This window comes from Streptomyces fradiae ATCC 10745 = DSM 40063 (assembly GCF_008704425.1).
GTDB lineage: Bacteria > Actinomycetota > Actinomycetes > Streptomycetales > Streptomycetaceae > Streptomyces > Streptomyces fradiae.
In genome coordinates this window covers 518,807-530,523 of record NZ_CP023696.1, presented here as the reverse complement: position 1 = coordinate 530,523, position 11,717 = coordinate 518,807, and the positions used below count along the sequence as shown (strand labels likewise).

The window sequence follows — 11,717 nt, the reverse complement described above, 5'->3', positions numbered from 1 at the left end:
GGTCAGCCGGGTGGCGGGGCGAGCTCGCCGCGCAGCCGCCGGGCGCGGAGCACCAGCTCCAGTTCGAAGCGGCGGTCCGGGTCGTCGAGGTCGTCGCCCCACAGCTCGCGCAGCTGCCGCAGCCGGTAGCGCACGGTCTGCGGATGGACGCCGAGCCGGGCGGCCACCTCCGGGGCGCCTCCCCGCGTCTCCAGCCACGCCAGCAGCGTCTCGGCCAGCCGGTGGGCGTGCGCCGGGCCGCCGGACTCGTCCAGCTGCGCCAGCCTCCGCCGCGCCAGGTCGTCGATCAGCACGCCCGCGGGCAGCAGCACCAGGGCCTCAACGTGCTCCGCGCAGTGCAGGAGCCGCCCGTGCGGCAGCAGGTCCCGCTCGATCATCCCGACGGCGGCGTCGGCCCACCGCAGCGACGCGGCCGCCTCCGCCACCGGCACCGACGGGCCGAGCGCGCCGGACCAGCCGGCGACCGCCCGGTGCAGCAGCTCCGTGCGCCCGGGCGCGTCCGGGTCCGGTACGACCAGGCGCGGCCGCTCGCCCTCCATGTCGAGCAGCACCTCGTCGCCCACGGCCGGGGCGACGGTCTCCTCGGCGGGACGCAGCAGCACGGCCACCGCGACCTTCTCGGGCAGCCGCCAGCCCACGTCGGCCGCGCGGTCGGCGAGGAAGGCGGACGGGTCCGAGCGGTGCTCGGCGAGCAGGAGGTCGACGAGGAGCCGCTGCAGCCGCAGCCGCTCCCCGGCCTGGCGGGCGACGGCCTCGGCGTAGCCGCGTACCGACTGGGCCACGATCACGTCGAGGTACTCGAACGCCGACTCGGCCAGCTCGTACATGGCCGAGGACGGGATCTCCGCCTGCTGGCCGATCTCCGCCATGCGCCGCCAGGACAGGCGCACCCCCAGCCGGTAGATCCCCTGCAGGGAGTCCAGGCTGCGCCCGTGCGCGACCTCGCCGCGCCCGAAGTCCCGGAAGATCTCGGGGAGGGCGCTCGGCCGGCTCGAGCCGGTGGCCATCTGCTCCACGAACAGCTCCAGCGCGTGCCGGATCGCCACCAGCGCCTTCGGCTCCCCGGAGTCGTCGGCGATGAACACCAGGCCCGGGTACTCCCGCCGGATCTCGGCGAGGATGTCCTGCGCGAGTGCGGGGATCTGCTCCAGCGCACGGGCGGCGAACCGCGCCCTGCGTTCCCGTGGCACGTCGCGCCACGCTGACGAGGCTTCCACACCACCGCTCCTGGACGTCGGGTCCTCATGGGCTCGGCCGGCCGGCCGCACGGGCACAAGCTAGCCCGCGGCCGGGGCGGACGTCCCGGAGGGCGCGGGGGCGGGTGGGTCGGGGAACGTGACGAGGGGCACGTTCCGCGGCTCCGGTGCGGTGTCGAGGGCGGCGGCGATCGCGAACGCGGCGCCCGCGGCGAGGGCGGCGGCGACGACGCAGGTCAGGAAGGCGGCGAGCAGTCTGGGCATGGGGATGATCGGCCTCTCAGTCGATGAGGTCAGTCACCCAGCGCGCCGGCCCGGTCCGGCGCGGTCAGTATGCGAGGCGCATTGACAGGCGGTCAAGCGCCACCTAGCTTCGCCGTTCACAGCAGAGTTACCACCGGGTAAGCCGCTTCCCGCCCCGGTCAGGCTGTGAGCCGTGCGCGCGGCCCGTCCCGCACCGTCCTGAACTCCCGCATCCCGCGTCCGTATCGGAGTACCCGCATGCGTCGTTCGACATCGGCCTTTTCCCTGGTCCTGCTGGGTGCAGGCGTCTTCCTGCTGGTGCTCGCCCAGCTGCTCGCCCGGTACGTGGAGCCGCGCGCCAAGCGCACGCCGACCGACACGGTCTCCACGACCGTCTTCGAGGGCCGGGGCAGCTACTTCGACACCGGGTCCGTCTCCACGGTGGAGGACCAGAAGCTGACGATCACCCGCCGGGTGGTCGGGGACGTCGCCGCGGGTGAGCGCAGCGGGAACGCGGTCTGGGACGTGTCGACCCAGATCGACACCCCGAAGACGCTCCCGCTGGCCGACCCGCGCAAGTCCCTGCAGTGGACCACCGAACGCTGGGTGACCGACCGCCGGACGAACCTTCCGGTGCGCTGCTGCGACGAGAAGCCCGCGTTCGAGGGCGAGGCGTACCTGAAGTTCCCGTTCGGCGTCGAGAAGCGCGCGTACCCCTGGTGGGACAGCAGCCTGGGTGGCACCGTGCCGCTGGAGTTCGACCGGGTCACCCGGATCGGCGGGCAGGAGGGCTACCGCTTCGTGGGCTCCGTCGAACCCACCCCGACGGGCACCCGCCTGGTGCCCGCGGTGCTGGTCGGCAGCGCGCGGCCGGGCCAGGTGGCGGCCGAGGAGTGGTACGCCAACGCCAGGATCGAGCTGACCGTGGAGCCCAGGACGGGCCGGATCATGAACGCGGCGATCGCGCCGACGAAGACGCTGCGAGCCCCCGGTTCGCGCAAGGACGCGGTCACCCTGCTGTCCAGCGACCGGCTGGAGTTCACCGAGGCGACCCGGCGTGAGCAGGTGGGGCTGGCCGCGAAGGACAGCGGCCGGCTGGAGCTGCTCGGCGAGACCGCGCCGCTCGCGGGCGGGATCGCGGGCGGGCTGCTGGCCGCCGCCGGCACGGTCCTGCTCGTGCGCGGCCGCCGGGAGCCCCGGCACTCAGCGGGGTGACAAAACCCGGGTCCGGGAGTCGTCCGAACTTGTCACCGAGGTGAGTAGCCGGAACGAATCGAAGACCGAACACTGACGTTACCGCGAAGTAGGTACGACCGGCCGCTCCCCGCGGAGCCGCCGGCGCACCGGTACCCCAGCACGCCCGGCACCCGCAGCACCCGCCATGCGCACCCCGAGCCAGCCCCCAGCGCTTCGTCCCCGGAAGCCCGGCCGTCCCTCACCCGCCTGCCCCCCGGCAGCCGCCCGGTTGGAGCACCCCTCATGCCCCAGCGCGCGTCCGCTCTGGCCCCGGGCCAGAAGGACCCCTTTCCCGTCCCCGTTCCCGCACCCACCGCCAGCCGGGCCGCCGGCCCGCCCACCGCACCGCCGCCGCACCGCATCGCCTTCCTCGCCCGCCGCGACCTCGCCAACCAGGCCGCCGGAGGCTCGGAACTGCTCATCGACCGCATCGCCGCCGGTCTGACCGCCGACGGGCACGAGGTCACCCTGGTGTGCGGCGGCCCGGCCGCCGCACGCGACTACCGGGTGGTCTCCGCGGGCGGCGACGCGGGCCACTTCCTGCGCGCCAGGAGGACCCTCGCCCGCGAGGCCGGCGACTGCGACCTGCTGGTCGAGGTGTGCAACGGCATGCCGTACCTGGCGCCGCTGTGGCACCGCGGACCGACGCTGTGCCTGGTCAACCACGTGCACACCGACCTCTGGCGGATGCGCTACCCGCGCCCGGCGGCGCGGCTCGGGCGCAGACTGGAGCACTGGGCACTGGCGGGCACCCACCGCGACAACCTGATGGTGGCCGTCTCCGAGTCGACCGCCGCCGAGCTGCGCGGCATCGGCGTGGCGGCGGACCGCATCCGCATCGTCCACAACGGCGTCGAGGAGCCCGGCCCCCTGCTGCCCGAGGCGGCGGAACCGCTGTTCCTGGCCGTCGGCCGGCTGGTGGAGTACAAGCGCGTCGACCTGCTCCTGCGGCTGTGGGAGCGGGTCCGCCCCGTCACCGGCGGCCGGCTCGTCATCGTGGGCGACGGCCCCGAACGGGCCCGGCTGGAGGCCATGGCGGGCCCCGACGTGACCTTCGCCGGCCAGGTCTCGGAGGCCGAGAAGCACCGGCTGATGTGCGAGGCGTGGCTCCTGCTGCACCCCTCGCTCGTCGAGGGGTGGGGCCTCGTCGTCACCGAGGCCGCCGCGCGGGGCACCCCCGCGATCGGATTCCGCATACCCGGTCTGTGCGACTCCGTCGCCGACGGGGAGACCGGGCTGCTCGTCCGGGGCGAGAGCTCGTTCGCCGCCGCGTGGTGCACCCTGGCCCTCAGCGCCGACCGCCGCGCGGCCATGGGACGCGCCGCCGCCCGGCGCGCCGCGCGCTTCCGCTGGAGCGAGACGGTCCGCCGGTTCCAGGAGGTCGCCGCCGAGGCCGCGGCCCGCGCCGCCGCCCGCGGGCGCGGCGGGGGCGGCCATGGCTGAGACCACCGCGCCCGTGTTCAAGGACCCGTCGCTGAGGCGGTCGGCCGCCCTCTTCCGGGCGTTCCTGCGCGAACCGAGCGACCCCGACCGCTGCTACTCCCTGCTGGCGCGCGACTCGGTCGCGCAGGTGGCACGCCACATCGACCTGCCCGGCAGGATCGTCGTCGACGTCGGCGGCGGCGGCGGCCACTTCACCGAGGAGTTCCGCCGCCGCGGCGCGCACAGCTACCTCTTCGAGCCCGACCCGCGGGTGCTGGGCGCCCGCGGCGGCGCGGGCGGGGACGCGGTGCTCGCCGACGGGTACCTGCTGCCGCTCGCCGACGGGGCGGCGGACGTGTGCTTCTCGTCCAACGTGCTGGAGCACGTGTCGGACCCGCGGACCTTCATCAGCGAGATGGCGCGGGTCACCCGCCCCGGCGGACTGATCTACCTGTCCTTCACCAACTGGTACTCCCCCTGGGGAGGCCACGAGACGGCGCCCTGGCACTACCTCGGAGCCGACCGGGCCCGCGCCCGCTACGAGCGGCGCACCGGCCGCCCGGCCAAGCACACGTTCGGCGAGAACCTCTTCCCCGTCCACATCGGGCCCACCCTCCGGGACGTCCGCGCCCGCGACGACGTGGAGGTCGTCACGGCCCGGTCGCGCTACTGGCCGTTCCTCGCGAGCACGATCACCCGGGTGCCGGGGGTCCGCGAGATCGCCACCTGGAATCTGCTGCTGATTCTCAGGCGTAGCCCATGAGCATGCGAAGCGAGGAACGGTCATGACCACTACGCTCCAGGCACCCACCGGGGTGCCGCGGCCACCCGGCCCGACGCCGCCGGAGGCGTCCGGCGAGCCGCGCGGACGCCGCCTGCTGTTCGGCTTCTGGGCCGTCGTGCTGGCCGCGTTCCTCGCGGTGTCACCGGGACGGATGACGTTTGAGACCAAACTCGGCGTCGCCCTCGACCCCTGGCGCTTCCTCAGCGACCTCGGCTCGCTGTGGAACGGCAACGTGGGCCTCGGGGGCATCGCCAACCAGTACGTCGGCTACGCCTTCCCGGCGCTGCCCTACTACGCCCTCATGGACCTGCTGCACGTGCCGGTCTGGCTGGCCGAACGGCTCTGGCTGTCGGTCATCGTGACCGCCGCCTTCTGGGGCGCGCTCCGGCTCGCCGAGCGGCTGCGCGTCGGCACGCCCGCGACCCGGGTCCTCGCCGCGGCGGTCTACGCGCTGTGGCCCACCTTCACCATCGTCGTCGGCTCGACGTCCGCCGCGGCGCTGCCCGGCGCCGTACTGCCCTGGGTGCTGCTGCCGCTGACCTGCGCGGCGCGCAGCCCCCGCACGGCCGCCGCGCGCTCGGCGCTGCTGATCCCCTTCATGGGCGGGGTGAACGCCGCCTCCACCCTGGCCGCGCTGCTGCCCGTGGGCCTGTACCTGCTCAGCCGCCCGCCCGGCCGGCGCCGGCGCGCGCTGCTGGGCTGGTGGATACCGGGCGTCGTGCTGGCCACCGTGTGGTGGGTGGTGCCCCTGCTGCTGATGGGCATCCACGGCGAGAACTTCATGCCGTACGTCGAGCAGGCCGACACCACCACCGCCACCATGTCCGCGACCGAGCTGCTGCGCGGCGCCGGCAACTGGGTGGCCTACCTGAACTTCGGCGAGCCGTGGCTGCCGGCCGGCTGGACCGTCGCGGCCGTCGCCGTCGCCGTCGCCGGCTCGGCCTTCGCCGCGGCCCTGGGGCTCGCCGGCCTGGCCCGGCGGGACCTGCCCGAGCGCCGCTGGCTGCTGCTGACCGTCCTGGCCGTCGCCCTGGTCACGCTGGCCGGGTACGGCGGAGCCCTCGGCGGCCCCTTCCACGGGGTCGTCCAGGACTGGCTGGACGGGGCGCTGAAGCCGTTCCGCAACATCTACAAGTTCCAGCCGGGACTGGCCCTCGCGCTCGCCCTCGGAGTGGCCCACCTGACCGGGGTGCTCTCCCCGCGCCGGGGCTACCGCGCCCTGCGCGGCCGCCGCTGGGTGCCCGCCGCCGCGGCGGTCCTGGTCCTGCCCGGCCTGGCCCTGCCGTACGTCAACGGGTCGATCCTGCAGCCCGGGGCGTTCACCCGGCTGCCCGCCCACTGGGAGAAGGCCGCGGGCTGGCTGAAGGACAACGCCCCGGACAGCCGGGCCCTGGTCGTACCGGCGACGGCGCACGGCATCTACACCTGGGGCTCGCCCATCGACCAGCCGTTCGACGTGCTGGCCGAGACCCCCTGGGCGCAGCGCGACTTCGTGCCCTTCGGCACCCCCGGAGCACGCCGGATGACGGACGCCGTCGAGCAGGCGCTGCTGTCCGGCACCGAGGTGCCGGGCCTCCGGGCGTACCTGGCGCGGGCCGGCGTGCACGAGGTGGTCGTCCGCAACGACCTCGACCCCGACCAGATCGGGTACGTCCCGCCGCAGACGGTGAAGCGCACCCTGGAGTCGTCCGGCTACCGCAAGGTCGCCGGGTTCGGCCCGCTGGTGACCGGCGGACGCATCGCCGCGGACACCCCGCTCCAGGTCCAGGCGCTCTACCCGCGGCTCCAGGCCGTGGAGATCTACCGGCCGCGAGGAGGCGAGGAGCGGCCCGGCAGGGTCGGTGTCGCGGCCGTGGAGGACACGGCCGTGGTCAGCGGCGGCCCCGAGGCGCTGCTCCGGCTCTCCGCCGACTCCTCGATGGCCGGCCGGCCCGCCGTGCTGGCGGGGGACCGCCTCCCGGAGGGCCTCGTCCCGCCGGTGAAGGCCGTCGCCGACGGGCTGCGCCGCGCGGACACCCGGTTCGGCCTGGTCAACAACAACACCTCGTACACGTACACCGCGGACGAGCGCAACCACCCCGGCAGCCTGCAGAACCCGGGCGAGGAGCCCCACCAGATCCTGCCGAGACGGGGCGCGGAGCACCAGACGACGGCGGTGCTGCGCGGCGCCCGCGCCGTGACCGCCTCCAGCAGCGGCAGCTGGCTGTTCCACCTGCCGCAGTACGACCCGGTGCACGCCTTCGACGGCAACCCGGACACCGCGTGGGCCGAGGGCAGCCCGGGCGAGCCCGCCGGGCAGTGGCTGCGGGTGGAGTTCTCGCGGCCGACCGACGTCCCGGCCTCCCTCCAGCTGACGCCCCTGCCGGGCGACGGCGTGCGCGCGGCGCCCACGCGGGTGCGGATCGAGACCGAACGCGGCTTCGCCGACAGCCCCCTGCGGACCGACGGACAGCCGCAGACCGTCAAGGCCCCCTCCGGCGAGACGTCCTGGCTGAAGGTCACCGTCCTGGCCGCGCAGCTCGCCCGGCCGGGCCTGTCCGGCGCCGGATTCTCCGAGGTGTCCATCCCGGACGTGCAGGTGACGCGCATGCTCGTGCTGCCCGCCGACGCGCAGCGCACCGACGCGGCGGCGAGCGTGTACTCGGTGCACCGCGGCACCGACGCGGGCGGCCTGTCGCCCGCCTCGGCCGAGGCGGGACTGCACCGGCGGTTCAGCACCGGGGAACCGGGCGAGTACCGGGTGTCGGCGCGAGCCGTCGCCGTGCCCGGCGGCCCGCTCGACGAACTGCTCGACCGCTCGGCCCCCGGACCGCGCGACCGGGTGACGGCCACGGCCGACTCCACCAGCCGCGACGGCAGGTCGCTGAGCGCCCGCAACCTGGTCGACGGCGACCTGACGACCGCCTGGATCGCGGGCGACCGGCCGGTCGTCCACCTGAGCTGGCCGGGCAGGAGGAAGGTCGACGAGATCATCCTGGTGCCGGCGGGCGGGGTGTCCACCCGGCCCGAGCAGGTGACGATCACCTCCCCGCACGGAGCCGCGGTCGCCGACGTGGACGAGAACGGGCGGGTGCGCTTCCCGGAGATCGAGACGGACCGGCTCGACGTCACCGTCAGCAGGGCCGCCCCGCTCACCCTCCACAACCCGGTGGCGGACGCGCAGTTGCAGCTGCCGGTCGGGCTGAGCGAGGTGCACGTCCCGGCGCTCGCCGACCTGCTGGTGCCGCGGCCGGAGCCGTCCGCACGCTTCTCGCTCCCGTGCGGCCAGGGCCCCGACCTCGCCGTGGGGGGTGTCCTGCACAAGACGAAGGCATCCGGACTCGTCCGGGACCTCACCGAGCGGCGCCCCGTCTCCGTGTCCCTGTGCGCGGGGGAGGAGGCGGACGGCACGCTGGAGCTCCCGCCCGGCGAGCACGAACTGGAGGCCGGCGACGCCGGCCCGCTGGCGATCACCGACGTCACGCTGACCACCGGCACCCCGCGGGCCCTGGCCGGGGCGGCGGACCGCGAGGTGAAGGTCACCGGCTGGAGCGGCGACCGCCGGACCGTCACGGTCTCGGCGGGCTCGGGCGGGGCCGCCTACCTGCGGGTGTACGAGAACGCCAACGACGGCTGGAAGGCCACCCTCGACGGTGCGGAGCTGGAGCCGGTGCGCCTCGACGGCTGGCAGCAGGCCTGGGTGGTCCCGGCCGGCGCCTCCGGCACGGTGACCCTGGAGTTCGAGCCCTCCGGGACCTACCGGGCCGGACTGATCGGCGGTGCCTTCGCCCTCGCCGCACTGGCCGCCCTGGCCTTCGCGGGCCGTCGGCGCGACGACGGCACGACCGGCGGGGAGCTGCCCGAACCGGCGGCGCCGGGGATGCTGCTCGGCACCCTCGCCCTGACCGCCGTCGTCGCGGTGGCGGCGGGCTGGCTGGCCCTGGTCGTCCCCGTGCTCGCCGTGGCGGCGCGGCTGCGGCCGGGCGTGCTGGTGCCGGTCGCGGCGGCGGCGATGGCCGCAGCCGGCCTGGTCGCGGCCGTCGGCGCCGGGGAGCCGGTCGCCGCCGGTGAGGGCGCGTTCAGCGGCCTCGCGCAGGCGCTCGCGGTGCTCGCCCTGTCCGCCGCGCTGGTGACGGCGGCGCCCGCGGCCACCGGGCGCACCGCGACGGCCGGGAAGGGGGACGGCGGCTCCCCGGCGCCGCAGACCGGACCGGCGCCCGCGGCCGAACCGGCCACCGCGGCCGGGCCGGTGGTCACGGCCGCGCCCGTCACCCCGGCGGGGCCGGTCTCCTCGGCCCGGCCGGCGAGCGCCGGCGACGCCGAGCGGCCCGAGCCGCCCCGCCGGCGGCCGGACGGCGGTGGCCCCTCGTGACCGTGCCGCGGACCGACGCCGGGAGGGGGAAGCCCGCCCCTCCCGGCGGGGGCCTGATCCCCTTCCCGGCCGTCGACGAGGTGTCGCGGCACTGCCTGAGCGCCGACGAGCCGGAGAGCGTGCACCTGGAGGTCCACCTGCCCGGGCGGCTGGACCCGGCACGGCTGCGGGACGCGTTCGGGCAGGCGCTGCTGGCGCACCCCAGGGTGCTGGTGCGCGAGGTGCCCGGCCGGGGGCACCGGCGGTCCTACGCGTGGGAGCTCACCGGAGAGCCGGACGGCGACCCGGTGGACTTCGCCGGTCGTGGGCCCGGCGCCCTGGCGCGGGCGCGGGCCCGCGCCCTGGCGGACTGCCCGCCGCTCACGGTGTCGCCGCCCATGCGCCTCGACGTCGTCGAGGCGGTCGGGGGAACCGCCGTCCCCGGGCCGCCGGCGGAGGCCGGGCGCGCCGGGGGCGGGGCCGGGACCGTACTACTGCTGACGGCGCACCACACCGCGCTCGACGCGCCGTCGGCGCTGCGGGTGCTCGCCACGACCGCCGAACGGTACAGCGGTACACCGGCCCTCCCGATCCCCGGACGGATCCGCCCGGACCGCCCGGACCCGGCCCCGGGCGGCTCCGGCGGCACCGGGCGCGCGCTGCGCACGAGGCCCGTACGGGTCGCGCCGGACGCCCGCCCCGCCCCGGTGCGCGCCCGCGCCGCAGGCAACGGCATGCTCCAGGCGGACCTGCCCGTCCCGCGGCGTGCGGCGCCCGCCGGAAGCGTCCCGCCCTGGACGGTCAACGACCAGCTGCTGGCCGCCGCCGCCCTGACGGTGGGCCGCTGGAACGCCTCGCGGGGCCGGCCTCCCGGCCCGGTACGGATCACGATGCCCGTCGACGACCGTCCGCGCGGCACGGAGATGCCGATGGGCAACGGAACCCGGCTCGTCGAGGTGGCCATGACCGCCGAGGACCCGCGCGACACGGACCTGCTGCTCGGCGAGCGGCCGGACCCGGCGGCCGTGGCCCGGCTGCTGCGCACCACCGCCCGGCGCACCCGCGACCTGAAGGCGACCCGCGGCTCGCCCTGGGGCGCCGGGGCGGGACTGCTGACCGTGCCGCTGCTGCCCGTCGGCATCCGGGGCGTGCTCACCCGCGGGGCGCGGCGGGCCGCTGCGCCCTGGACGTCGACGGTCCTGGTCACCAACCTCGGACGGGTGCCGTACGGACTGGACTTCGGCGATGGGGGCCGGGCGACGGCGGTGTGGTTCTCCGCGCCCGCGCGGATGCCGCGCGGACTGAGCGTGGCGGCCGCCTCCACCGGCGGGCGCCTGCACGTGACGCTGCGCTGGTCGAGGGCGCTGCTCGGGGACGCGGCCGGTGCGGACCTGGCGGGCCTCTTCCGCGAAGCGCTGTCGGCGGTGTCCCTCGCCCCGCCCCCGCACTCCGCCCCGGCCGCTCCGGCCCTCTCCCCAGACCTCGCCCCGGCCCGGTCGGACGGCCCGGCCCGGCCGGACGGCCCGCAGACGGAGCCGGACGCCACAGCCGGCGCCGTGGACGGCGCCGTGGACGGGGAAGCCGACGCCAGGGCTCCGGCGGCCCGGGACCGCGCGAGGAGCCCCGGCGGGCCGCACCACCGCGACACCCCGCGCCCGGACACCGCGCCGGGTGCGGCCCACCCCACCCGGGACCACCGTGAGAGGCCGTCATGACCCTGTCCACCCAAGGCCCCGCCGCGGCCGGCCGGCCGTCCGGGGCGGCGCCGGCCCGGCCGGACGCGCCGGTCCCCGGACTGCGGGACTTCTACGAGAACCCCACCGTCCCCGTCGCCTCCGGAGAGGCCCGCACGCTGCGCCAGGCCCGGATGCTGGCCGAGGCGCTCGGCCCCGCGGGGCCCGGCCGCCCGGCCGCGACCGTGCTCGACGTGGGCTGCGGCGACGGCTCGGCCGGCGCGATCGCCGCCGGCGTCCTGGACGGGCACCGCGTCGTGGGGGTCGACTGGTCGCAGGACGCGCTGCGCCGGGCCTCCCGGCGCATGGGCCGGGTCGTCCGCGGCGAACTGACCGGCGGCGGACTGCCGTTCGCCGCCGGCTGCGCCGACGCCGTCCTCTTCGGCGAGGTCGTCGAGCACCTCGTCGACCCCGACGGCGCCCTCGACGAACTGCGCAGGGTGCTGCGGCGCGGCGGCCACCTGATGCTGTCGACGCCGAACCTCGCCGCCTGGTACAACCGCGCCCTGCTGCTCGCCGGAGTCCAGCCGGTGTTCTCCGAGGTGAGCCTGCGCCGCATCCACGGCAGGCCGGGCACGGAGGTGGTGGGCCACCTGAGGCTGTACACGGCGCGGGCGCTGCGCGAGTTCGTGGCCGCGTCCGGCTTCGAGGTGGTGAGGGTCGCCGGTGCGCCGTTCCACGGAGTGCCGCGCCCGCTCCGCCCCCTGGACCGCCTGGCCTGCGGGGTGCCGTCCCTCGCCTCCATCCTCCTCGTGCACGCGAGAAAGGTGTAG

General features: G+C 76.5%; 8 protein-coding genes. 6 read left to right on the top strand and 2 right to left on the bottom strand.

Annotated features, from left to right (window positions below):
- Positions 1-2: 2 nt before the first annotated feature.
- Positions 3-1,217 carry a PucR family transcriptional regulator gene (locus CP974_RS02295; RefSeq protein ID WP_031132023.1) on the bottom strand — a complete coding sequence of 405 codons (1,215 nt, stop codon included), beginning with the start codon at positions 1,215-1,217 and terminating at the stop codon, positions 3-5.
- A gap of 60 nt (positions 1,218-1,277) precedes the next feature.
- Positions 1,278-1,460 (bottom strand): hypothetical protein, encoded by a 183-nt coding sequence (locus tag CP974_RS02290; RefSeq protein ID WP_031132025.1) that lies wholly within the window; start codon positions 1,458-1,460, stop codon positions 1,278-1,280.
- Positions 1,461-1,697: 237 nt separating this feature from the next.
- Here CP974_RS02290 and pgfA point away from each other — a divergent pair, with 237 nt between their 5' ends.
- The 6 genes from pgfA to CP974_RS02260 all read left to right on the top strand — a co-directional run bounded on the left by pgfA (position 1,698) and on the right by CP974_RS02260 (position 11,717).
- Entirely contained in the window at positions 1,698-2,654 is a 957-nt protein-coding gene (gene pgfA / locus CP974_RS02285) for a cell envelope lipid trafficking protein PgfA (RefSeq protein ID WP_031132027.1), read from the top strand.
- A 264-nt stretch (positions 2,655-2,918) separates the two neighbouring features.
- A complete protein-coding gene (locus tag CP974_RS02280; RefSeq protein ID WP_037937972.1) occupies positions 2,919-4,118 on the top strand; it encodes a glycosyltransferase family 4 protein in 1,200 nt (399 codons plus the stop codon).
- Positions 4,111-4,860 (top strand): class I SAM-dependent methyltransferase, encoded by a 750-nt coding sequence (locus CP974_RS02275; RefSeq protein ID WP_031132031.1) that lies wholly within the window; start codon positions 4,111-4,113, stop codon positions 4,858-4,860. Before CP974_RS02280 ends, CP974_RS02275 begins: the two co-directional genes overlap by 8 nt.
- 22 nt (positions 4,861-4,882) lie before the next feature.
- Positions 4,883-9,232 carry an alpha-(1->3)-arabinofuranosyltransferase domain-containing protein gene (locus tag CP974_RS02270; RefSeq protein WP_031132033.1) on the top strand — a complete coding sequence of 1,450 codons (4,350 nt, stop codon included), beginning with the start codon at positions 4,883-4,885 and terminating at the stop codon, positions 9,230-9,232.
- Positions 9,229-10,926: a condensation protein gene (locus tag CP974_RS02265; RefSeq protein ID WP_223844332.1), complete on the top strand. Its 1,698-nt coding sequence runs from the start codon at positions 9,229-9,231 to the stop codon at positions 10,924-10,926. Before CP974_RS02270 ends, CP974_RS02265 begins: the two co-directional genes overlap by 4 nt.
- Entirely contained in the window at positions 10,923-11,717 is a 795-nt protein-coding gene (locus tag CP974_RS02260) for a class I SAM-dependent methyltransferase (RefSeq protein WP_031132037.1), read from the top strand. The genes CP974_RS02265 and CP974_RS02260 overlap by 4 nt, the downstream gene beginning before the upstream one ends.

Bases quoted from the DNA above. Each gene is read 5' to 3' on its own strand.
- CP974_RS02270 (WP_031132033.1), top strand. From the start codon at position 4,883: ATGACCACTACGCTCCAGGCACCCACCGGGGTGCCGCGGCCACCCGGC.
- pgfA (WP_031132027.1), top strand. From the start codon at position 1,698: ATGCGTCGTTCGACATCGGCCTTTTCCCTGGTCCTGCTGGGTGCAGGC.
- CP974_RS02290 (WP_031132025.1), bottom strand. From the start codon at position 1,460: ATGCCCAGACTGCTCGCCGCCTTCCTGACCTGCGTCGTCGCCGCCGCC.
- CP974_RS02280 (WP_037937972.1), top strand. From the start codon at position 2,919: ATGCCCCAGCGCGCGTCCGCTCTGGCCCCGGGCCAGAAGGACCCCTTT.
- CP974_RS02275 (WP_031132031.1), top strand. From the start codon at position 4,111: ATGGCTGAGACCACCGCGCCCGTGTTCAAGGACCCGTCGCTGAGGCGG.
- CP974_RS02260 (WP_031132037.1), top strand. From the start codon at position 10,923: ATGACCCTGTCCACCCAAGGCCCCGCCGCGGCCGGCCGGCCGTCCGGG.